The sequence below is a fragment of the Accumulibacter sp. genome (assembly GCF_029255145.1).
Lineage (GTDB): Bacteria > Pseudomonadota > Gammaproteobacteria > Burkholderiales > Rhodocyclaceae > Accumulibacter.
In genome coordinates this window covers 1-22,414 of record NZ_JAPUVQ010000062.1, presented here as the reverse complement: position 1 = coordinate 22,414, position 22,414 = coordinate 1, and the positions used below count along the sequence as shown (strand labels likewise).

At 66.5% G+C, this 22,414-nt stretch carries 16 protein-coding genes; 11 read left to right on the top strand and 5 right to left on the bottom strand.

Annotation, left to right across the window (positions count from 1 at the left end):
* Positions 1-6: 6 nt before the first annotated feature.
* Entirely contained in the window at positions 7-2,205 is a 2,199-nt protein-coding gene (locus Q1L50_RS06515; protein WP_300336891.1) for an ABC transporter substrate-binding protein, read from the bottom strand.
* A gap of 238 nt (positions 2,206-2,443) precedes the next feature.
* Between Q1L50_RS06515 and Q1L50_RS06510 the strand changes: the two genes are divergently transcribed.
* Complete coding sequence (locus tag Q1L50_RS06510) at positions 2,444-3,244, top strand: SDR family oxidoreductase (RefSeq protein ID WP_300336890.1); 801 nt, start codon at positions 2,444-2,446, stop codon at positions 3,242-3,244.
* 245 nt (positions 3,245-3,489) lie between these two features.
* Here the strand turns inward: Q1L50_RS06510 and Q1L50_RS06505 are convergent, their stop codons facing one another.
* Positions 3,490-4,107 (bottom strand): hemolysin III family protein, encoded by a 618-nt coding sequence (locus Q1L50_RS06505; protein WP_300336888.1) that lies wholly within the window; start codon positions 4,105-4,107, stop codon positions 3,490-3,492.
* A gap of 151 nt (positions 4,108-4,258) precedes the next feature.
* Entirely contained in the window at positions 4,259-6,901 is a 2,643-nt protein-coding gene (locus Q1L50_RS06500) for a DUF6600 domain-containing protein (RefSeq protein ID WP_300336886.1), read from the bottom strand.
* Positions 6,902-7,186: 285 nt separating this feature from the next.
* On the opposite strand from Q1L50_RS06500, the gene paaY reads away from it, so the two are divergent.
* From paaY to Q1L50_RS06465, 7 genes are all read left to right on the top strand, one after another.
* The gene (paaY, locus tag Q1L50_RS06495) at positions 7,187-7,819 is read left to right on the top strand and encodes a phenylacetic acid degradation protein PaaY (RefSeq protein ID WP_300336884.1); all 633 of its coding nucleotides are present in this window, start codon (positions 7,187-7,189) and stop codon (positions 7,817-7,819) included.
* A 144-nt stretch (positions 7,820-7,963) separates the two neighbouring features.
* Positions 7,964-9,598, top strand: coding sequence for an ATP-binding domain-containing protein (locus tag Q1L50_RS06490; protein ID WP_300336882.1), 1,635 nt, complete (start codon positions 7,964-7,966; stop codon positions 9,596-9,598).
* Positions 9,599-9,691: 93 nt separating this feature from the next.
* The gene (locus tag Q1L50_RS06485; RefSeq protein WP_300336880.1) at positions 9,692-11,053 is read left to right on the top strand and encodes a VWA domain-containing protein; all 1,362 of its coding nucleotides are present in this window, start codon (positions 9,692-9,694) and stop codon (positions 11,051-11,053) included.
* A gap of 301 nt (positions 11,054-11,354) precedes the next feature.
* A complete protein-coding gene (locus Q1L50_RS06480; protein ID WP_300336878.1) occupies positions 11,355-12,335 on the top strand; it encodes a WYL domain-containing protein in 981 nt (326 codons plus the stop codon).
* Positions 12,336-12,462: 127 nt separating this feature from the next.
* Positions 12,463-12,879 carry a hypothetical protein gene (locus Q1L50_RS06475; protein ID WP_300336876.1) on the top strand — a complete coding sequence of 139 codons (417 nt, stop codon included), beginning with the start codon at positions 12,463-12,465 and terminating at the stop codon, positions 12,877-12,879.
* Between the two features lie 183 nt (positions 12,880-13,062).
* Positions 13,063-18,363: a RecQ family ATP-dependent DNA helicase gene (locus Q1L50_RS06470; protein ID WP_300336874.1), complete on the top strand. Its 5,301-nt coding sequence runs from the start codon at positions 13,063-13,065 to the stop codon at positions 18,361-18,363.
* 190 nt (positions 18,364-18,553) lie between these two features.
* Entirely contained in the window at positions 18,554-18,895 is a 342-nt protein-coding gene (locus Q1L50_RS06465) for a YciI family protein (protein ID WP_300336872.1), read from the top strand.
* Positions 18,896-19,697: 802 nt separating this feature from the next.
* Here Q1L50_RS06465 and Q1L50_RS06460 read toward each other — a convergent pair.
* Positions 19,698-20,030, bottom strand: a complete 333-nt coding sequence (locus Q1L50_RS06460; RefSeq protein WP_300336870.1) for a hypothetical protein — start codon at positions 20,028-20,030, stop codon at positions 19,698-19,700.
* Between the two features lie 20 nt (positions 20,031-20,050).
* Between Q1L50_RS06460 and Q1L50_RS06455 the strand changes: the two genes are divergently transcribed.
* The 3 genes from Q1L50_RS06455 to Q1L50_RS06445 all read left to right on the top strand — a co-directional run bounded on the left by Q1L50_RS06455 (position 20,051) and on the right by Q1L50_RS06445 (position 22,203).
* Complete coding sequence (locus tag Q1L50_RS06455; protein WP_300336902.1) at positions 20,051-20,941, top strand: sulfurtransferase; 891 nt, start codon at positions 20,051-20,053, stop codon at positions 20,939-20,941.
* A 609-nt stretch (positions 20,942-21,550) separates the two neighbouring features.
* Positions 21,551-21,847 (top strand): DUF6516 family protein, encoded by a 297-nt coding sequence (locus Q1L50_RS06450; RefSeq protein ID WP_300336869.1) that lies wholly within the window; start codon positions 21,551-21,553, stop codon positions 21,845-21,847.
* Positions 21,844-22,203 carry a hypothetical protein gene (locus Q1L50_RS06445; RefSeq protein ID WP_300336867.1) on the top strand — a complete coding sequence of 120 codons (360 nt, stop codon included), beginning with the start codon at positions 21,844-21,846 and terminating at the stop codon, positions 22,201-22,203. The genes Q1L50_RS06450 and Q1L50_RS06445 overlap by 4 nt, the downstream gene beginning before the upstream one ends.
* A gap of 19 nt (positions 22,204-22,222) precedes the next feature.
* On the opposite strand, the gene Q1L50_RS06440 is transcribed toward Q1L50_RS06445, so the two are convergent.
* Positions 22,223-22,414 (bottom strand): hypothetical protein (locus Q1L50_RS06440; RefSeq protein ID WP_300336866.1); only part of this gene is annotated, 192 nt, incomplete at its 5' end.

The following is a 22,414-nucleotide window of genomic DNA, read 5'->3' as shown; positions in this document are numbered from 1 at the left end:
TGGCGACTATACCTCAGGCCGGCGCGCCGGCATCGCGGCGGCCATCAGCGCGGTTCCCCGCTCGCGACGCCGATAGCCGATCGCGGCCGGCAGGACGACGGCGACCAGCAGCAGCGCCACTGCCAGCAGCGGCCAGAGTACCGGCTCGTTCCACTCCTGCCGCAGCCGCGCACGCCTGGCGACGTCGATCCGCTGGTACTTCAGGATGTTGTTGCCGACGTCGGTCGACTTGCGGTTGTGCAACCAGTCGTGGCCCAGCGTATAGCTCTTCGGGTGAAAGCCGAAGATCCACGGCGCATCGTGCTGCAGCAGCGCGATCGCCTGGCGAATGATCGCCAGCCGCTCGGCGCCGCGCGGACCGTCGCTCTCCATGTTCTTCATTTGCTCGAACAGACGGTCGAACTCCGGATTGACGTAGTTGGAAGCATTTTCGCCGGCCACCGCGACCTTGCCTTCGGAGCCGGCGAGCAGGAACAGGAAGTTCTCCGGATCGGGGTAGTCGGCGTTCCAGCCCAGGTAGTAAAGCTGCACCGCGCCCTTGCGGATCTTCTCCTGGAAGCGGTTGAAGTCGGTCGAGCGGACGACCAGCTGGACGTCGAGTTTGGCAAACTGCCGGGTCAGCCAGTCGAGCCGCGACTTGTCGCCCATGCCGCCGCTGGTGGTGTCGAGGTTGAGGACCAGCGGCTCGCCGGTCCTGGCATGGCGACCGTTCGGCCAGCCGGCTTCGGCGAGCAGCTGCCGGGCAAGCTCGATCGGCTTTCGCCGGGCCCGCCCGTCGACCCAGTCGTAGACCACCGGGTTGTTGCCGGCCTCGCCCTCCAGATAACCGAAAATTCCCGGCGGCAACGGACTGGTCGCGGCGATCCCGCGACCGTTCATGAAAATCGAGATGAACTCCTCCTGGTCGATGGCGATCGACAAGGCCTGGCGCAGTTTGGTCGCCTGCGGGGAGAGGCTGCCGACGACCGGGTCGAGCATGTTGAAACCCATGTAGAACACCGACGGCCGCACGCTGGTCAGCAGCCGGATCCCCTTCTGGCGCATCTCGTCGGTCAGTTGCACGTCACCGCCGACGCCGAGCCGCACCGCCTGGTCGAAGCTGTCCGACGAAATCCCCGAAGCATCGTAATAGCCCTGCAGAAACTTGTTCCAGTACGGAATCGCTTCCTTCTCGCGCGAGAACACGGCCTTGTCGATGAACGGCAAGGGCTTGCCGCAGTCGGCCAGCAGCCCGGCCGTCCGGTCGCCCGGCTCGCCATCGCAGGGGTAGGTCTCGCCGTGGAAGTTGGGGTTGCGTTCGAGCACCATGCGGCTGTTCGGGTCGTTGCGGGTCAGCATGAACGGCCCGGTGCCGACCGGGTACCAGTCGAGCGTCAGGTTCTTCTCGGCCATCCCCGGCATGCTGTAAAAGCGGTCGACCTCGCGCGGTACCGGCGCAAAGAACGGCATCGCCAGCCAGTAGGGGAACTGCGGGTACTTGCCGCGCAATTCGATCCGGTAGGTGTAGCGATCGACGCGGCTGACGCCCGCCAGCGGAAAGCGATCGAGGTCCAGCCAGGAGCCCGGCGGCAGCGCCCTGGCCTCCTCGTGCAGAGCAGTGCCGAGTTCGCGCAGACCGATGATCCGCTCACCCATCATGCTGAAGATCGGCGAATGCAGATGCGGGTGCGCGAGGCGCTTGATCTGGTAAACATAGTCGTCGGCGACCAGCTCGCGGGTGCCGGTCTCGGCAAAATCGGCGATCCGGTCGATGCCGCGCAGCTTTTCGGCGTCAAGATCGCGATAGACCGGCTGGCCGGTCGCGTCGGTGGCGAAGGCCGGATGCGGCTGGTAGCGGATGCCGGGACGGATGCGCATCTCGTAGACGCTGCGCGCGATCTTCGCCGCCGGCGCATCGGCCGGCAGTTCCCGGCCCTGCGCGTCGTAGTAGCGCGGCAGCGGCACCGCTGCGCTGGTCGCCGGAATCAGCGTGTACGGCCGCTTCAGGTAGTGGTACTGCAGCGGTGGCTCGTAGATCTGTGCGGTGAAGGTGATTTCGTCCTCGGTATACGACTGCACCGGATCGAGGTGCTTCGGGCGGTCGGTGAACGCCGAATAGAGGATGTTCTGGCCGCGCTCCGACTTCGGGTAGGGATCGTTCTGCTCGCTGCTGCACGCCGAGAGCACCAGCAGCAGCGACAGAAGGGCGAGGCGAATGAGCGACATGGCCGACAGTCTACCGCGAACGCCGGCGGTTTTGGCCGCCAACCGCGGCATCGCGACGGCGTGCGGCAGAACGCGGCCCCCTGCCGAGGACTCCCGCGTACTGGCCGTCGCCACCCAGCCGACGGACAATCGGCGGCGGCAGCGGCGGCAATTCCCTTATAATGCGGCGGTTAAGCGGCTTCGCTGCCAGATGCGCAGCAATGCTGCAACCCAGTCAAATCATGTTACGGGAGAAGTCATGGGATTCCTCGCCGACAAGCGCATTCTGATCACCGGCGTGCTGTCGAAACACTCGATCGCCTATGGCATCGCCAGGGCCTGCCACCGCGAAGGCGCGCAACTGGCCTTTACCTTCCAGAGCGAACGCTTCCAGGATCGCGTCGCCAGGTTCGCCAGGGAATTCGACAGCACCCTGCTCTATCGCTGCGACGTCGCCGAGGACGCCGAGATCGACCAGCTGTTCGTCGACCTCGGCACGCAGTGGGACGGCCTCGACGGTCTGGTGCATTCGATTGCCTACGCGCCCGGCGAAGCCATCGAAGGCGACTTCCTCGACGGCATCTCGCGCGACGCTTTCCGCATCGCGCACGATGTTTCGTCGTACAGCTACGCGGCACTGGCCAAGGCCGCCCGGCCGCTGCTCCTGAAGGGCCGCAACCCGGCCCTGCTGGCGCTTTCCTACCTCGGCGCCGAGCGCACCCTGCCCAACTACAACACCATGGGGCTGGCCAAGGCCAGCCTCGAGGCCGCCACCCGCTACCTCGCCTTCTGCCTGGGTCCGCAGGGCATCCGCGCCAACGCCATTTCGGCCGGCCCGATCAAGACCCTCGCCGCTTCCGGGATCGGCAACTTCTCGCGCCTGCTGGCCTACAACGCCCACAACGCCCCGCTGCGCCGCAACATCACCATCGACGAAGTAGGTAATGCCGCGGCCTTCATGCTCTCCGACCTGGCCAGCGCGATCACCGGCGAAATCATGTACGTAGACGGCGGACTGAACACCACCGCGCTCGGTAACGCCGACCCGATGCCGGGCTGAGCAAGCGAGAACAGCTGGCCGCCCGCGGGCTGCCTTGGCGACCGTGCACCCGCCCAATGAACGCACCAAGCACTGGCCGGCAGTCCCGCGCAGCCGTCCCCTCATGGCGCTGGTGTCACTGGCCGCGGCGGCACGGCGTCGTAAACAGCCCGGTGGCTGAAAACCCCCGCCAGGCACTCGCCGGGATCAACGCGGCGGCAGTCGCTGCGTAACCGCGCCCAGCTTGCCGGCGAGAGAACTGCCGATCACAACACGTAATACAGGATGGCGAAGTAATGCGCCGCGCTGCCCGCCATCACAAACAGATGCCAGATGCCGTGCGCGTGCGTCAAGCGGGTATCGAGCGCATAGAAGACGATACCGACGGTGTAGAACACCCCACCGGCCGCGACCCAGATGAATCCGGCCGTGCCCAGCGCCTGCAGCAGCGGCACCAGCGCCGCCAGCGCCGCCCAACCCATCACGATATAGATCACCAGCGACAGGATCCGGGCCTCGCTCCGTGGCCGTAGTTCCTGCAGCGAACCGAGAACGGCGAGCCCCCATACCGTTGCCAGCAAGGACCAGCCCCAGGGGCCGCGCAGACTGACCAGGCAGAATGGCGTGTAGCTGCCGGCGATCAGCAGGTAAATTCCCTGGTGGTCGAGCTTGCGCAGGATGTCCTTGGCGCGCCCGCGAAAGCTGTGGTACAGCGCCGAAAAGCTGTACAGCAGAACCAGCGTCACCGCGTAGATCGAGACGCTGACCAGCTTCCAGGGATCGCCGCCGAGGGCGGCGAGAACGACCAGAACAACCGAGCCGGCGAACGCCAGGACAGCCCCGACGACGTGCGTCCAGGCGTTGAACTTTTCGCCGTAGTACATAGGATTCGCCCTGACCCGGTAAGCTGCCCCGCCCGACCGTCAACGGCAGCGGGCGGGCAGACTATTGAAAAGCACGAGCGGCATTGTCGCGGAAGCGGGGTTTCGCGGTCAATCGCTGGACCGGCCGCCCCGCGGCAAGCCCGGCAGCACCTCAGCCATCAGCGCCGCGCGGCAAGCGGTCCTCACGGCCGTCACGGCCATCGCCCGGGCGCTGACGCTGGCCACCTGCGCCTGATTCCTGACGACGATCGGGACGCGCCTGGCGCTCGTTCGCCGCCGGCGAATCGACTCGCCCGGGTGCGGCCGGCCGCTGCGGCATCGCCATCGGCGCCGGCGCCGACGCCCCGGGCATCTCCTGGCGCCCGGGGCGAGCGAATGGATCCTCGCGACTCGGCACCGGATCGGGCCGGCGCTGCTCCATGCGCGGATCAGACCTTTGCGCCCCCGGCTGGTGAATCGGCTGACCGGGAGCGGCCGCCGGCCGCTCGGGAAACCTCGGCGCGGCCGGCGGCGGCGCAGAAATGGGCTGCGCCGGAACCTCGATGCGCTGTTCTGGTCTCGACGGCCTGGCGGCCGGCGCCGCCCGGTCGACTTCTCCGGCTGGCCGCTCGGCGCGCTGCGGTCCCCCGGCAGGCGACTGGGCAGGCACCGTCAGCGGTACCGCCGGGCGTGGGTCGGCGCGTTCGGGCTGTGGCCACGGGCGCCCCGCGGCGGCTGCTGGACGGTCGGGTCCGGCAGTGCCGACCGCCGACGGCGACCGTGCTGCCGGCGTGGTCGGCACGCCGTTCTGCTCGCGTCGTCCGGGCGCCGACGGCAGCGGCGTGGCCGCGCCCGGGCCTGCCGCTCCGGCCCCGAGATCGCGGGACTCGCGGGACTCGCGGGACTCGCGGGACTCGCGGGACTCGCGGGACTCGCGGGACTCGCGAGACTCCGGCGGGCGACGGACGGGCGGTGTCGCGGCACGATCAATCCTCTCCGCCGGAGCAAGCAACGGTGGTGGCGCTGACGGCGCCACATCCCTGGGCGACGCTGGCGAACCGACCGGCGGCGCGGTTACCGGTCGGCCTCCCGGCGCAACGGACGGTGACGGCGTTGGCGGCACCGCGACCGCAGGCTGTGCCGGCGAGCCAACGGGCGGCGCGACCTCCGGCCGCACTCGTCCGCCGCCGCCTGGCGCCGCTTCCGCTGGCGGACGCCCGGCACCCTGCGGCTCGCCGCCACGGGCAGCGGGCGCGGCTGCCGGTCGGCCTGCCGGCGCCGGCAGGCCACCGATCGCTGCCGGTGGCGTCCGTGCCGGAGGCTGCACAGCCGGCTCAGGCGTCGGCGCCGCACCGACCGGCGGCGTCGCGCCGCTCACCGGCATCTGTTGCCGCGGCTCGGCGCGGCCACCGACCGGGGCGTCAGCCGGCGCGCGCCCGGCCTCGCGCTCGCGGCGACCGGGCTCGAACGGCCGCTCGCCGCCCGGCCGACGCTGGGCGTCGACCGGCGGCGCGGCGACCGGTGCCCGCACCTGCACCGGTTGGCTGGCCAACTGCTGGCGGTCGCGGGGGAGCATCGCGGCGCCGCTGACCGGGCGATGCTGGCTCACCACGTCGGCAGGAACCATGGTCACCGCGCGCGGTTGTTGCCGATGCGCATAGGGCATGCGCGCAACCGCCGCCTGCGGATTGCTGGTGATGTTCGTGATGTTGTTGATCTGGGTGACATGCGTGACGTTGACCTGCCGCACATAGCGCTCGCTGGAGCGGTACGGCGGCACATAGACTTCGCGCGGTGCCAGCGGAAACCAGCCGACCGCGGGGCGCGCGCCGACCTGCACCGAAACCCCGACGCCGGGCGTCCCGACCCAGGCGACCAGCGCCGGCGCGTAGACCGGTCGCGCCACCCGCCGGCCGGGGACCCAGCCCCAGGCGCCGCCGTACAGCACCCAACGACCATAGTGGAACGGTGCGAAGCCCCAGGGCTCGTCGCCGACCCAGGTCCAGCCCCAGGGCGCCACCCACACCCAGCGGCCGGTCCGGTACGGAGCCCAGTCGGCGGCGACCGCGCGCGGGAACCATACCGCGCCGTACTCGGCGTTATCGGACCAGCTGCCATAGGCGTCGAGGTCGGCAGCACCGGTCATTTCGGGCGACACGTAGCGGGCATGGCCGGAATTGCCGACCGGCCGGTCGCGCCCCGCGCTCCAGAGCGCGAAGTCGTCATTGGCCGGCGCCGAGACATGCTGGTGCGTCCCGCCATCGTTCCAGAACTGCACCCGCTGGCCAGCGCTGACTTCGACCGCTCTGTCGCTGGCTTCGAAAAGCAGGCTGCCCGCGGCAACCGTTGCGGTGACCACCGTACGGTCGGAGTCGAAGCGATAGCTGCCGGCATCGCGAGCCCTGAACCTGCCTTCGCGGGTGCTGATCTCGAATTCGCTCGCCGCATCGGCCGAGCGAAGTCTGGCGATCACGCTACCCTCGAGCAGGCGCAGGTGGACGCGTTGATCGTCGACCTGGACGAAGTCGAGGACGCTGCCCGAGTCGAGCTGCAGCAAGGTCGATCCGATCTGGACTTCGCCACGCGCGCCGGCGCCGGTCGACAGCACGTCGCCGGTCGAGATCGGCCAGTTGAGCAAGGCACTGCTCGATTCGCCGCTGTCCGCGCGGTGCAGGTGGACCGACCCGGACAGCCAGGCGATACGCCCGACCCGGCCCGACGGGTCGGCCGCAGCGGGCGCGACGGCCAGCAGCGAGAACAGCAGGAAAGCGAACAACTGACGCCAGCGGCGCAGGACTGCAAGTCGGATGGGCATGGCTGCGGGTCTCGAAGGGGCGGCATGAACGACGCCGGACCAGTGCTTAACGCTCAAGCGCCCGTTTGGTCCGACATCGCTGACAGTTTGTTACACGATTTCCGGCGCACTGCCGTTCGCTCCCGGACAGAATACGCCGGAACGGCGGGAAACCGGCAAGCCGGCCGCAGAGCAATGCTGTTTGGCACGGCGCTCTCGCCTGCATAGAATGGTGTCCGCAGCTGACCAAAGACCACTGCGCCGCCCTCCCTGCCACGCCAGCGCCAATCGCCCAGGAGCAGCAGCATGAGCACGCCCCGCCCCCGCGTCTTCGCCATCGACGGCCTGGTTCCGGTCATCGACCCGAGTGCCTATGTCCATCCCACAGCCGTTCTGATCGGCGACGTGATCGTCGGAGCAGGCTGCTACGTCGGACCCTGCGCCAGTCTGCGCGGCGATTTCGGCCGCCTGATTCTCGAACGCGGGGTCAACGTCCAGGACACCTGCGTCATGCACGGCTTCCCCGGCACCGACACGATCATCGAAGATGACGGCCATATCGGCCATGGCGCCGTCCTGCACGGCTGCCGCGTAGGGCGCAACGCGCTGGTCGGAATGAATGCGGTGATCATGGACAACGCCGTGCTCGGCGAATCGTCGATCGTCGCCGCGTGCGCGTTCGTCAAGGCCGGAATGGTGATACCGGCGCGTTCGCTGGTCGCCGGCGTACCCGCCAAGGTCATGCGCGTGCTCAACGATCAGGAAATCGCCTGGAAGATCGAAGGCACGCTGACCTACCAGGAACTCACCCGCCGCTCGCTGGCGACGCTGGTCGAAACCGAGGCGCTGACCGCCGTCGAACCGGGCCGCAAACGTTTTGACCTGCCCGGCGTACGGCCGCTGATCGAGCTCAAGAAACAGCGGCAGGGCAGCCAATAGCCCGTGCCGCGCGGCCCGGCGACCGCTCATCGCTGGCCCGGTGACCTTGAAACAGCGCTGTCGGCGAGGCGGCAACACCCCGAGGCGCGCCAGCGGGGAGAATCGGCTAAGCTGGGCGGCATCCGAGTTGATCAGGACTCCCCAATGGCCCGCATCGTCCCCGACGGCTGGCGCGAACTCTCCGCAAGCGGCGCCGCGCAGCGCGAGATCGAAACCCTCGCCGTCCTCGCCGCCGGCCTGCCGGCCGACTACACGGTCTATCACGCGGTGCACTGGACCGGCATCGATGGGCGCTACGCCATCTATGGGGAAATCGATTTCGCGGTGGTCAATCTCGCCGGCGACCTGCTGCTGATCGAACAGAAGAGCGGCTTCCTCCAGGAGACCGCCGATGGTCTGGTCAAGCAGTATCCGGGCCGGTCGAAGAGCGTCACGGTGCAAATGTCGCGCATGGTCAGCACCCTGCGCGGCAAGCTCGCGGTCCGCGGCGACATTCCTTCGGTGCGCACCGACGCCCTCCTCTATTGCCCGGATTACCGCGTGACGAGCCCGGAAACCGCCGGCCTGGTCCCCGAGCGGATCGTCGATGCCAACCGCCGCGAGCAGCTTTGCCGGATCGTCCAGCGCCTCCTGCCGGCCCGTGAGAGAACCGCGGCCACAGCGAAGATCCACGCCTTCCTGCGTGACCTGATCCAGCTCGACACCGATGTCAGTGCGCTGATGGGTCGTGCCCGCGACCTGGTCACCCGCGTTTCCGGCGGCCTCGCGCACTGGGCGCGGCGACTCGAATTCGAGCCTTTCCACCTGCGCATCACCGGTACCGCCGGTTCGGGCAAGACCCAGCTGGCGCTTGCCGAGTACCGCGCCACGGTCGACGCCGGCAAGCGGCCGCTCTATGTCTGCTTCAACCGCCCGCTGGCCGATCACTTCCACCGCATCGCACCGGCCGGCGGCCTGGCCTGCACCTATCACCAGCTGTGCGACCAGCGCCTGCGCCATGCCGGCGAAACGCCGGACTTTACCCTGCCCGATGCCTTCGAGCGCCTGCAGCAGCGCGCCGCGGCGCTGCCCGCCAGCGCCGCATTCCAGTTCGACACGGTGATCGTCGACGAAGGCCAGGACATCTCCGAGGAGTGGCGCGACGTCATCTTCGGCCACGCCCGCGCCGATGCCCGCCTCCTGTGGCTGGAAGACCCGCTGCAGAACCTCTACGGGCGACCGCCGACGCCGCTGCCGGGCTGGGTGACGCTGCATGCAAAGAGCAACTACCGCAGCCCGCGGCCGATCGTCGAACTGCTGCGGCGCCTGCTCCCCGGCGGCCTCGACATCGAGGCCGCGTCGCCGATCACCGCCGACGAGATCGAGATCCTCGACTACGCCGACGGCGCCGGCATGCTGGCCCGCGTCAGGGAAGCGATCCGGCTCTGCTACTCGGCCGGCTTCAGGAAGCACGACGTCGCGATCGTCAGTTATCACGGCCGCCAGCAGTCGCAGCTGCTGGCGCTGGACCGTCTGGGCCAGACCAGTCTGCGCCACTTTACCGGCGCCTACGACCTGTTCGGGCAGCCGGTCTATAGCCAAGGCGAGGTACTCGTCGAATCGGTCTACCGCTTCAAGGGGCAGGCCGCTCCGGCGGTCATCCTGGCCGAGATCGACTTCGCGGTGCTCGACGACCAGGCGCTGCGCAAGCTCTTCGTCGGCGCGACCCGCAGCTCGATGAAACTGATCCTCGTCCTGCACCAGAAATCCGCCGCCCGCTTGCTCGAACGCATCGCCTGAGGATCGACTTTCCGGGTGGCTCATCCTGCGAGCCTGCCGGGTGCTATCGTGCATTCATACGCCGGCAATGGCACCGGCCGAACAGGAGACCCGATGGCCGACAACAACACCCCCCAGATCCTCATCCAGCCGCTCAGGCCAGCCCTGATTGCCGGCGCCGGCCAGAAGCTGCCGGTCCTGATCCGCGTCCAGGCACCCGACGCAGTGGCCAGCGAGAAGAAGCCGCGCCAGCCCTATCATCTCGCCCTGGTCATCGACCGTTCAGGATCGATGTCCGGGCCGCCGCTGGCTGAAGCGGTGCGCTGCGCCAGGCACATAGCCGACCAGCTGGAGCCGACCGACATCGCCGCGCTGGTGGTCTTCGACGAGCATGTGCAAACCCTCGTCCATGCCCGCCCGGTCGGCGACCGCACGGCGCTGCACCAGGCGCTGTCGCGTATCCACAGCGGCGGCACGACCAACCTGCATGGCGGCTGGCAGGCAGGCGCCGACGGGCTGTTGCCCAACGCCGGCGAAGCAGCGCTGGCGCGCGTCATCCTGCTCTCCGACGGCAACGCCAACGTCGGCGAGGTCACGGCAACCGCCGCCATCGCCGCCCTCTGCGGGCAAGCGGCGGAGTGCGGGGTCACCACCTCGACCTATGGCCTCGGACGCGACTTCAACGAAGAGCTGATGGTCCGGATGGCCAGCCAAGGCGGCGGCAACCATTACTACGGGGATACCGCCGGCGACCTCTTCGAGCCCTTCGCCGAGGAGTTCGATTTCATCTCGGCGCTTTGCGGCCGCCATCTCCGCCTGTCGCTGGCCGCCGCCCCGGGGATCGTTATTCGCCTGGTCAACGATTATCCGGTCGAAGGCGATGCCGGCCTGCCGGTGATCCGCCTGCCCGACATCGCCTACGGAGCCGAGGCGTGGGCGCTGGTCGAACTGGCGATTCCGGCCGGGCTCGCCGTCGACGGAACCGGACAACTGCTGCAGGCGGCCGTCACCGCGTCGACCCCGGAAGGCAGGCCCCTGGCATTTGCCGACGCGCTGCTGACCCTGCCGGCGATGCCGGTGGCCGCCTGGAATGTCCTGCTCGACGACCCTCTGGTGCTCAGCCGCCAGGCCGAACTGCTTGCCGGCAAGATGCTCGAGCAGGCGCGCGCCGCCGCCGATCACGGCGACTGGAGCACCGTCGAGCGCCTGCTGGCCGAGGCCCGCCAGCGCTTCGCCGACCAGCCGTGGCTGGTCGAGGTGCTGGAGCGCATGGCGGAACTCGCCCGCACGATGGACACCGCCCGCTTCAGCAAGGAGGCGCTCTACTCGTCGCGCAAGATGGGTTCGCGGATTTCGGCGAAGGAGGAAGCGAGCTTCGACAACCTCGGCGCCGACGCGCTCAGCCCCAGCTTCCTGCGCCGCAAGACGGCGCAGGGCAAGGCGCAGTTCGACAAGCCGGACGGTTCGCCGGAATAGGCGGCGGCGGGCGGGCGCCCGCGGCAATCGGCAAGGCGCTGCCGGTGTCACGCGGGCCGTGGACCATCGCTTCATCCCGGTGGCGCCTGGCAATCCAAAGCAAGCGAATCGAATGGCAGACGATCGCCGTTGCCATCAACCGCCTTTTTCGCGCGAGAATGGCGTCGGGTCGAATGACACCTGACGCACCATCGCGCGAGACCGCATCCTGACGCTCGCCCAGCGATGTCCATTCTGCAACCTGTCCAAGGCACGGATTGTTGAAACAGGGGTTGAAGCCCCGGCACGGAAAGGGGAAGCGATGAGCAACATGGAGCGTATCTACCAGATCGACCAGATTCTCGGCGCGCGCCAATCAGCCACCCGCAAGGAGTTGCAGGAGCGCCTCGGCGTCTCGTGGGCGACGCTCAAGCGCGATTTCGCCTTCATGCGCGACCGCCTGAACGCCCCGCTCATTTTCGACCGCAGCCTGGGCGGCTACCGCTTCGAGGAAACCCGGGGGCGGCTCGGGCAGCAATACGAGTTGCCTGACCTGTGGTTCACCGCCGAGGAAATCCATGCCTTGCTGACCATGCAGCACCTGCTCTCGAATCTCGATACCGGCGGCCTGCTCGGGCCGCAAATCCAGCCGCTGCTGGCTCGCCTCAGCGGCCTGCTCGGCACCGCCGACAACCCGATCGAGGAAGTGCAGCGCCGCATCCGCATCCAGACCGTCGGCGCCCGCGCGTTTCACCTCGACCACTTCCAGGCCGTCGGCTCCGCCCTGTTGAGGAGAAAGCGCCTGATCATCCGCTACCACGCACGCGGCACGGACGTGGTCAGCGAACGCGAAGTCTCACCGCAGCGCCTCAATCATTACCGCGATAACTGGTATCTCGACGCCTGGTGCCATCTGCGCCATGCGCTGCGCGCCTTCTCGGTCGACGCCATCGAGCACGCCGAAATCCTCGACAAGCGGGCCAGGGACATCGCCGACCAGCGACTCGACGAAGTGCTGGGGTCGGGCTACGGGATCTTCGCCGGTGACCAAGTGTCCTGGGCGGTGCTGCGTTTCACGCCGGAACGGGCGCGCTGGGTGGCCGCCGAGCGCTGGCACCCGAAGCAGGAAGGCAAGGAACTCGACGACGGCCGCTACGAGCTGCGCGTACCCTACGCCGACGACCGCGAGCTGATCATGGACATCATGAAGTACGGCGGCGACTGCGAGGTCATCGAACCGGAAGCACTGCAGGCCCGCGTGCTGGCGGAGTTCGAATTGGCGCTGGCGCGCTATCGGCGGTGACGCCCTGATACCGGAGGGCCAGGGTCGAGACCCCGCTGGCGACGCTTTCCGACGGGCATGTACGCTTGGGCGGCATGGCATTTATTGCGGCAAGAGGCAAGACCACGTTGATTTATGGTGCGCTGCCATGCAACACATTGTTTCACTCTGGCGCATGGTGGTGCAATCTCATCAAAGCCAACTCTCCGGAATCGAGGCTCCGCCAACTCGATGCCACGCTGGCGCGCTGGCGCAGCGCGGACTTGCCGCAGCGCCCGCCTTCCGGCTGGATCAAGGCCATTCGCGAAGGGCTGGCACGGACGCGCGCTCTGGTCGACGCCTTGCGTGCCGGGTCCCGGCGCACACTCTGGAATACCGGACCTGGGCGTTGAAGGGCATGGCGTTCGATCTCGACTACCCGCCCGGCGCCACCCCGCTCGATGCCGACGAACTGGCAAACCTGGAACCGGCAAGCCTGATTTCCGGCCATTTCTGGACGTTCCATTTTGTTGCCTTGCTGGCGCTTGCACGGTCACCGTATCGGTCACCTCGCCGAACTCCTTGATCGGGCCGAAGTTCGTGTAGCGACCCACGTCGGCGGACTTGGCGTTCACCACCTTGACCTGTTCCAGGTACTCGGCGACAGTCTGGATTCTCCCCGTCGGCGCACGAATCGACGCCAGTGCGGCGGCGCCGGGATGGACGAAGGTGTCGATGCCGAAAAAACCATTGGTTGAAGGTCACGCATGTGTATGCTCAAATCGGATCGTTTGCCAATGGCATCGATCGCCAGGCAGTGACGAGCTCCCCGCCTTTCGCGCCGCGAGGCCTGTGTCTGGATATCGAAACAGCCCTCGATGACGTTCTGTCCATTCACAAACTGGCGGGCTGGAGAGCCGACACCCAGGAAGGCTTTTCCCTTTCCGGGCAGCAGATCGCCGCTGCTGTCGACCGCCTTGACACACTCACCGAGGGAGCTGCTTTCGTACTCGGACACAATATCGTGCGGCATGACCTGCCGGCACTCGCCCGCGTCTACCCACAGCTGAAACTGAACCAACTGCCAGCCGTTGATACGCTGGAGCTTTCCCCCCTCGCTTTCCCCGCCAACCCGTACCACAGCCTGGTCAAGGACTACAAGCTCGTCCGCGACGCCCGCAACGACCCGCTCAAGGACGCCCAGCTGGCGCTGAAGCTCTGGCAGGACCAGTACGCGGCCTTGGCGGCACTCGCTGTCGCATCGCCCGACGAGCTTGCCTGCCACCATTTCTTCCTGGCTCGTGACACCCGGGAAGGCGTCGGCAGCTTCTTCGCGAAGCTCAGGGCGGCAATGCCGCCGAAGGCTTGCGAGGTCCGTGCGGCTGTCAGTCGCCTTGCGACGGGCAAGGTCTGTCCCGGTCATCTGGCGGAGATCCTCGACCAGGCGCTGGTCGATCAGGCCGTGGGTCGGGCTTTCTCTTACGTGCTCGCCTGGCTCCGGGTCAGCGGTGGCAACTCCGTTCTGCCGCCCTGGGTACGCCTCCAATACCCGGCAACGACCCGTCAGATACAGCAGCTGCGCGAGACAAGCTGCTCGGACCCCGCCTGCCCCTACTGCTCGCTCCATCTGGACCCGCGCAGGGAACTGGAGCGCTACTTCGGCTTTTCGTCCTTTCGCCCGGAGCCCGCGAACACCACCGGTGGCTCGCTGCAGGAGGACATCGTCCGGGCCGGTTATCGGGACGAAAGCCTCCTCGCCATTCTGCCTACCGGGGGTGGCAAGTCGATCTGCTATCAGTTGCCGGCATTGTCGCGGCACTGGCGGAACGGCAGTCTCACGGTGATCGTCTCGCCGCTCCAGTCGCTGATGAAGGACCAGGTCGACAACCTGATCAAGGTGGGGATTTACAGCGCATCGACACTCAACGGACTGCTGACCATGCCGGAACGACGCGACGTTCTGGAGAAGATCCGCCTGGGCGACGCCGGAATCCTCCTGGTGTCCCCCGAGCAGTTCAGAAACCGGGCCTTTGTCGAAGCCATCCGGCACCGGCAGGTCGGCGCCTGGATATTCGACGAGGCCCACTGCCTCTCCAAATGGGGCAACGACTTCCGCCCGGACTACCTGTACGTCTCGCGTTTCATTCGCGACCGGCACGCACGCACGCCGGACGGGCGCGCGCCGGTCAGTTGTTACACCGCGACCGCCAAGCGCGAGGTCATCGAGGACATCCGCAGTCACTTTCAGGATTCGCTCGGTATCGAGCTGCGCATCTTTGATGGCGGGCACGAGCGGCAGAACCTGCATTACGAGGTGATAGCGGTGAGCAAGCCGGAAAAACAGCCCCTGATCCATCGGCTGCTGGAAAAGGAATTCGGCGACGGCGGCGAAGCGGACGTCGAAGGCGGCGCCATCGTGTTCACCGGCCGCCGCAAGAGCGCGGAAGAGATATCCGGTTTTCTGCGCGATATGGGCTGGGCCTGCGCGCACTTCCACGCGGGCCTCGACGCCGGCATCAAGAAGGCCGTTCAACAGGCGTTCATCGAAGGCGAGCTCAAGGTCATCGTCGCCACCAACGCTTTCGGGATGGGTGTCGACAAGGCCGACGTACGCATCGTCATCCACGCCGACATCCCCGGCTCGCTTGAAAACTACCTGCAGGAAGCCGGACGCGCCGGGCGTGACCGGCAGGACGCGCGCTGCGTGCTGCTCTACGACGAGGAGGACGTCGAGGCCCAGTTCAACCTGTCCGCGAGCTCCCGCCTCTCCCGCCGCGACATCGCCGCCATCCTGCGCACCCTGCGCCGCTACGCCGGCAAGACGAAGAGCGCCGAGATCGTCGTCACCCCCGGCGAAATACTCGCTGACGACGATCCGGAAAGCAGCATCGAGGCCGGCAATCCGGACGCCGACACCAAGGTCAAGACGGCCATTTCCTGGCTGGAACGGGCCCGATTTCTCGAGCGCAACGAGAATCACACCCGAGTCTTCCCCGGCAGCCTCAGGGTTGGGTCACTGGCGGCCGCCGAGCAGCGCCTCGTCAAGGCAAACCTTTCCGACGACACGCGCCGCAAGTACCTCACCCTGGTGTCGCTGTTGATCAATGCACGCGACGATGAAGGCATCAGTACCGACGAACTGATGGCCGCGCTGGGCGAGTCCAGCGGCGACATCATTCGCATGCTTCATCAACTGGAGCAGGTGGGCGTTCTCAGCAACGACCTGGCGCTCACAGTGCTGCTGCGCAAGGGCGTCAAGGACGCCGCCAGTGATCGCCTCGCCCGTCTGGCAGCAATGGAAAAGGCGGTCTTCGCTGTCCTGCCCGAGCTGGCGCCCGATGCCGACAGTGGCGAGTGGCAGGATGCCAATTTGCGGGGCCTCTGCCAGGATCTCAAGGGACGCACCGGGTTGGATTTCATCCCCGAGCAGCTGATGCAACTGCTGCACTCGCTGGCGCGGCCTTTTGGCGACGGCGCAAAGGGTCGGCGGGGATCCTTCGACGTCAGGGTGCTGCGCCGCGAGATCCTCAAGGTCCGCCTGCTGCGCAGCTGGTCCAACATCCGCGAGATCAGCGACAAGCGCCGGGCGGTGGCGACGGTCCTGCTGCAGACGCTGCTCGGCAAGCTCGACGAAAAGCTGCGCGGCGTCGACCTGCGCGTCGAATGCAGGCTCGGTGACCTGGCGGAAGCGCTGCGCTCGGATCTTGAAATCGGCCCACAGTTGAAGGACGAGCTGACCGCGATCGAGGCCGGCCTGCTCTACCTGCACGACAACGGCGTCCTGATCCTCGATCGCGGCAAGACGGTCTTCCGCTCGGCGATGACGATTCGCATCACCCCGGAAGAAAGGTCGCGTGGCTTTACCAACGCGGATTTCGAGCCGCTCAAGGAACACTACAGCGAGAAGAACTTCCAGATTCACGTCATCCACGAATACGCAAAGCTCGGCCTGAAAAAGCTGTCGGCCGCCTTGAGCTTCGTTTTCGCCTATTTTTCGCTGCCCAAGCTCGAATTCATTCGACGCTACTATGCCGGCCGCAAGGAGATCCTGGAACGGGCAACGACAGAAGAGTCGTATCGGCGGATCGTCGAAAGCCTGCGGCACCCCTTGCAGCAGCGCATCGTTGCCGAAAGACCCGACGCCAACCGCCTGATCCTTGCCGGTCCCGGGTCGGGCAAGACGCGCGTCATCGTGCATCGGGTGGCGTATCTCACCCGTGTTCTTCGCGAACCCGCGTCGAGCATCATCGTCCTGGCCTTCAACCGCGGTGCGGCGTGGGAGATTCGTCAGCGCCTGCGCAGTCTCATCGGCGCCGAGGCGGGCGCGGTCACCGTCCTCACCTACCATGCCCTGGCACTGCGTCTGACCGGCACCAGTCTCGCCGCCCTGGCCGAGAAGACCGGAGAAGACCCTGCACGGCAAGGTCTCGACCAGATCCTCGACCAGGCCGTCGCCCTGCTGCAGGGCAAAGCACCGCCGGGCGAACTCGACGGCGAAGGCGACGAGCTGCGCGAGCGGCTGCTCGCCGGCTATCGCTACATCCTGGTCGACGAGTACCAGGACATCGACCAGCGCCAGTACGACCTGATCAGCGCCCTCGCCGGTCGTCAGACGCAGGACAGGGATGCCCGCCTGACGCTCCTCGCGGTCGGCGACGACGACCAGAACATCTATACCTTCCGTGGCACCAGCAACGCGTTCATCCACCGCTTCCAGCAGGACTACCAGGCGACGGTCGAGTACCTCGTCGAGAACTATCGCTCCACCGCCCCTATCGTCGCCGCCGCCAATCAGCTCATCGCGCCGCATCGCGAACGGATGAAGACCGGGCACCCGATTCGAATCAACCATTCCCGAAAAGGCGACCCGCCGGGAGGACGCTGGCAGCAGCTCGATCGCTCGGTCCAGGGCCGCGTGCAGGTTCTTCGCGTCCCCGGCGATGCGGTCGGCCAGGCCGTCGTCGTGATGGCCGAGCTGTCGCGGCTGAAAGCGCTCGACCCGACCGGCGACTGGTCGGATTTCGCCGTGCTGGCGAGAAACCGGGCCACCCTCGATCCCGTCCGCGCCTGGTGCCACCAGAACGACGTCGCCTGCCGCGTGTCCGAACGCGACGGCTCCGGAGCAAAATTCCACCAGACCCGCGAAGCCTGCCGCCTCCTCGACCTGTTGCGCAACAAACCGAACCGACGACGCAAGGCGGCCACCCTGTCGCGCTGGTTCGAAGCACGTTTCTCGGATGCGCAGCGCGCCAACCCCTGGCTCGTGATGCTGGCCCAGTTCATCGAGGAGCTGAACTGCGTGTGGGGCGATCTTTCGGTGCCGAGCGGCACCCTCATCGACGAGCTCTACGAGTTCGGCACCGACGCGGCGCGATCCGAGCCAGGCCGCCTGACCCTGTCGACGGTGCACTCGGCCAAGGGGCGCGAGTTCCGGCATGTCGTGATCCTCGACAACGGCGACTGGCAGGATGCGTCAGACGACGAACGCCGTCTCTACTACGTCGGGATGACCCGCGCCAGGGAACTGCTGCTGATGTGCGAATCGATGCGTGCGACGAACCCGTTCTCGCCACAGCTGTCGGACCCCGGCATCACCCGGGTTCCCCTGCCCCGGGACATCGAACGCCCGGAAGCCCTTGCCTGGCGCTACGTTTCGCTCGGCCTGGCGGACGTCGACCTCGGCTTTGCCGGACGACGGCCCGCGGGCCATGCGATTCACCGGGCGCTGGAGCGGCTCGATCACGATTCCGCGCTGCGAACGGTGCAAACGGACCAGCGAATCGAACTTTGCGCCGCCGAGAACGGACAGCCTGTGGGCGCCATCGCGAAGAATTGCCGACTTCCCGCTGGCCAGGTAATTGCCATCAAGGTCGACACCCTCGTCCGGCGTTTGAAGAAGCAGTCGAATCCGGATTTTGCCCACCTGCTCCGGGTCGAGGCCTGGTGGGTGCCGCTCGCAACCGTGACGATTGCGCCGAACAGCGAGGGTCAGAGCGGTCAGATCCGTCAACGATCGAACCCGGACACCCGCGTCGACGAGCCGGTCGGGCCGAGTGTCGAAGTGCCTTGAGTTCTCGCGCGGCAGGATTTCAGCCAAAGCTGGAATGGGCAGGCAGCGCGGATACGCGGCGATCATCGAGCTCCGCGCTCAGCCGATGCATCGGGATCCCCGAAAGGGACGCGCCAAAAGCGGCGCGCCCCTCAACTTTACGGTCAGGCCTCACCGCCAATACCGAAACTCACACCCTGAGGAGCGAACGATGACGAAGTATCTTGTCTCCTTCCCCGCACCGGCGATGGACATCCTCGACGACGACCTGGCTGCCGTCGGCGAAGCGGCACATGCGGTCATACGCGAGGCGAAGGATGCCGGCGTGTACGTGTTCGGTGGTGGCATAAACGAGGACGTCGCACCGCTGATGGTTGCCGCTGACGGCACCGTGAAGAACGAGACGTACCCGCAGACCAGGGAATTCGACGGCGGCTTCTGCGTTCTGGAACTTCCGTCGCGCGAAGCCGCCGTCAAGTGGGCCGCGAAGATCGCCCAAGCCTGCCGCTGCCCGCAAGAACTCCGCGAATTCCAGTACGACCCCGAGAGCTGAGCGGCGAGTCGCAGCCCGACGCAACCGAGACGGCCTTCCTGCATCGACTTTCTTCGACTTCCCTGGTGGCCATGAACTGCGCACAGCCAACACGCCCCAAGCGCTTGGCGACATCCGTGAGGCCCAATAAGCCCTCGCTCAAGCGGAGCGCCAAGGGCAGAGTGGCAGGCCGCCGTCGGCTCGATCGAGCATTGGTGCCCTGAGGTCGGGGCTGGCCGGCTGGCCAGCTGTCCGGGAGCGACGGCGGTCGGCCGTTGGCAATGCGTGCGCAGGTCCCCTTTCCCCGACGAGCATCGGATTGTCGTCGCGTCGCCAGCCCGCGAACCGCGCGCGCGAGGCATCTTGCTCGATGCGCAAGCCCCTTTGCTGTTCGGGCAAGCCTTTGATCGGCGTTCGTCAGCCCGATGAGTGCCGCAGCGAAGCTTTCTGCTCGATCGGCGCCACGGTGAGCTGTCCCGGCAAGGCTCTGAGCTTCGCGGGCAAGGCAAAAAGCCTTGCCCACAAGCCCTTGTGCTCGGCGCGCAAGGCAACGAGGCTTGCACGGCCAGGCTTTGATCCTTGCGCGCGAAGTACAAAGCCTTGCGCGCAAGGTCGCGAAGCTTGCACTTGATGCTGTTTTTCATCCGGATCGAGCCTCGAAGCCTTGCGCGCAAGGCTTTTTGCTTTGCGGCCAAGCCTTTGCGGCTTGCACAGCGAAGTTCAGAGGCTTGCGGCCAGGCATCGGAAGCTTGCCGTCGAAGCTCGGAGCCTTGCGCCTGAAGCTCCGAGCCTTGCGCGCCGAGCGCGACGCCTGTCGCGGCGCTCAGGCAGCGGCGACCGGGCTCGGCTTACGCTTGCGGCTGTAGCGACCGGCCATCGCATCCTTCAAGGCATCGAGCCCGGCGCCCTTGCCGAAGACCCTGGCCAGCGCATAACCCTCGAGCGCGGCCGTCAGGATGTCGCTGCCGAGCGCCATTTCGGTGTCGTCGGCCCTGGCCACCAGCTGCCGCAGGCTGGCCAGGTGCGGCCGCAGGAGATCGAGGTCATGGAGATCGCGCTCGGCTTCGGCGAGATCGAGTTCCGGCGGGATGATCTGCTTGTTTTGCGCCAGGACGATCAGCGTCTGCCGGCAAAAGGCTTCCGACTTGTCGCCCATCTTGGGTATCCACCGCGTGGCTGGCCGCGCATTTGGGCGATCCGAGCGTTCGGATCGTCGATGTCCGTTGGCGCTCGCGTTACGAGAATGGACGGGGAATCAGCTTCGATGACCACGACGGCTACCTTGCCGGGCACATCCCCGGCGCTGTGTTCGCGGGAATGATCGCGGACCTATCCGACCCCGACCATCCCGTACCCGACATGCTGGCGCCGCCCGAGCAGTTTGCTCGGGTGATGGGCCGCCTCGGAATCGGCAGCGACAACCCGGTCGTCGCCTACGACAACATGGGCTTTCCTCTCGGTTCGGCGCGCCTGTGGTGGGCCCTGTCCTACTACGGCCATGATCGGGTGCGTGTGCTGGACGGCGGCTTGCGTCAGTGGCAAGCCGAGCAACGCGCCATGTCTACTGACATCCCGGTGGTCGAACCCGCAACATTTACGCCCCGTACCCGCCCGGAATGGATTGCATCGAAGGAAGACGTCGTCGGTGCGATCGGGCAATCCGGGACCGTCATCGTCGACTGTTTGACTCCCGAGCTGTACCGTGGCGGTGGAGAACGCCATTTGTGGGGGCAACGATCAGGCCATATCCCCGGGGCACGAAACGTGCCGTACCTGGCGAACATCGACCCCGAGCTCGCCAGCGTCTCTGCCGCGGAGCGCGAGCGCTTGCTCGCCAGCGGCCGCTCCTTCACCTTCGCCTCACGCGATACTCTGGCTGCGTTGTATCGAAATGCCGGCGTGACGCCGGACCGCGAGGTCATCACGTATTGCGGCAGAGGGTATGCAGGTGCCTGCGGGCTCCTCGCGCTGAAGCTACTCGGGTTCCAGCGTGCACGTCTCTACGACGGTTGCTGGGCGGAATGGAGCACCGATCTGAACTTACCGGTCGAGGTTAGCTCTCCGTAGCGCGATGCAGCCGATGCATCCCGAATCGCAGACCTCTAACCAGCGCTTCGAGCCGATGGCAGCCAGCGTATCGCTGGCAGTACCCTTCTCGCTTCGCTCGTCGGCCGCGGCTCAAGCGCGACGTTGGCGTCCGCTTTCCATGACCTCGACTGTCAGCATCGGGTCGAAACCGGGCGCAGCTAAACGATCGAAGCCGCCGTTCGGCGTGCTTGGCCACCGGGTGGCCGGTAAAGGATCCATATCGGCCGTCCGCACAGTGTGGCGCCAGTGACCGCTGAGGCCGAGTTGTGTGCATTGGCCCTCTGGCAGCTTGCGAAGTTCAGCAGCCGTTCAGATGGCTGCTATCCGGAATCACCGAACGACAGCAATTGGCCGGGAGCACGCTGTCAGCCTGCCGCTCCAAAGCGGCCGTTGCCAAAAACGTTGTTGAGGCCAACGGCCGCCTACTGGCACTCCTGCGAACTCACCGTCCCCGCCATCAACTGCCGTTCGTCCGTCCAACGACGTGGACGTTCGATTAGCGGTAGTTCGCTCATGGTCACCACTCAACGCTGCGGTGTATTGGAGCCGGCATGTTGTCGAAATTGACAACGAACATCTGGCGATGTCATGATCGCCAAAATGAAGGCGACCCTCATCACTGAATTCAAGGATGTCGCCGAAGACGATAGCATCATCCAGATGATTGTTTGGCGCCTGCCTGTACCCGTGCCGCCAACAGCGCATGGCTTCAAGTACCGGCTCGTGTATGTCGTCGATGGAGCCCGGGTCGTCGGCTTTGACAACGAGAAAGGCAAGGGCGATCACTGCCATCTTGACGGCAAGGAGTTTCCCTATCGCTTCTCTACGATCGATCAGTTGATCGAGGACTTCATCAAGGAAGTGGATAAACGGAGGACGCGATGACCAAACGCAGACTGACAATCACGTTAGGCGCAGACTGGCGAGCGGCCCTGCGCCAGGCTGGAAAGGCCGCGACAGCTTCGAGCTATGAGGGAGAGACCCTGAACTTCGAGACGCCGGCCGCCTTCTTTGGAAGATTGACCGAACGGCGCTGGGGCATCGTACAGGCCTTGCAGCACGACGGCGGCACGGTCGGGGTTCGCGAACTTGCACGCCGTCTTGGACGTGACGTGAAACGTGTGCACGAGGATGCAGCACAACTCGTTGTATTGGGGCTGGTCGAGCGCACCGAGACCGGCGCCTTGCGCTGTCCGTTTTGTGACATCCATGTCGATATGCACATGGCTACGGCAGCCTGAACATTTGACGCCGGGCGGGTTACGGCCAGTTGCGGCCGGTCGCAGTGGCCACTAACCCGTCATACAGATGGCAGCTCCGCTTAGTTTGTGCCTGACCGAAAACTCCGGTTTTTGGCGAGCGCGCCGCCTTGAAAATATCGGTTGGCATTGAATTTCTCGTTCGTCCCGAGTTGCGCTGGTCGACTTCTGTCGAATGCGAGCCAAAATGCCC

Bases quoted from the DNA above. Each gene is read 5' to 3' on its own strand.
- Q1L50_RS06465 (WP_300336872.1), top strand. From the start codon at position 18,554: ATGACGAAGTATCTTGTCTCCTTCCCCGCACCGGCGATGGACATCCTC.
- Q1L50_RS06460 (WP_300336870.1), bottom strand. From the start codon at position 20,030: ATGGGCGACAAGTCGGAAGCCTTTTGCCGGCAGACGCTGATCGTCCTG.
- Q1L50_RS06480 (WP_300336878.1), top strand. From the start codon at position 11,355: ATGAGCAACATGGAGCGTATCTACCAGATCGACCAGATTCTCGGCGCG.
- Q1L50_RS06515 (WP_300336891.1), bottom strand. From the start codon at position 2,205: ATGTCGCTCATTCGCCTCGCCCTTCTGTCGCTGCTGCTGGTGCTCTCG.
- Q1L50_RS06475 (WP_300336876.1), top strand. From the start codon at position 12,463: ATGCAACACATTGTTTCACTCTGGCGCATGGTGGTGCAATCTCATCAA.
- Q1L50_RS06490 (WP_300336882.1), top strand. From the start codon at position 7,964: ATGGCCCGCATCGTCCCCGACGGCTGGCGCGAACTCTCCGCAAGCGGC.
- Q1L50_RS06485 (WP_300336880.1), top strand. From the start codon at position 9,692: ATGGCCGACAACAACACCCCCCAGATCCTCATCCAGCCGCTCAGGCCA.
- paaY (WP_300336884.1), top strand. From the start codon at position 7,187: ATGAGCACGCCCCGCCCCCGCGTCTTCGCCATCGACGGCCTGGTTCCG.
- Q1L50_RS06500 (WP_300336886.1), bottom strand. From the start codon at position 6,901: ATGCCCATCCGACTTGCAGTCCTGCGCCGCTGGCGTCAGTTGTTCGCT.
- Q1L50_RS06505 (WP_300336888.1), bottom strand. From the start codon at position 4,107: ATGTACTACGGCGAAAAGTTCAACGCCTGGACGCACGTCGTCGGGGCT.
- Q1L50_RS06510 (WP_300336890.1), top strand. From the start codon at position 2,444: ATGGGATTCCTCGCCGACAAGCGCATTCTGATCACCGGCGTGCTGTCG.
- Q1L50_RS06445 (WP_300336867.1), top strand. From the start codon at position 21,844: ATGACCAAACGCAGACTGACAATCACGTTAGGCGCAGACTGGCGAGCG.
- Q1L50_RS06450 (WP_300336869.1), top strand. From the start codon at position 21,551: ATGATCGCCAAAATGAAGGCGACCCTCATCACTGAATTCAAGGATGTC.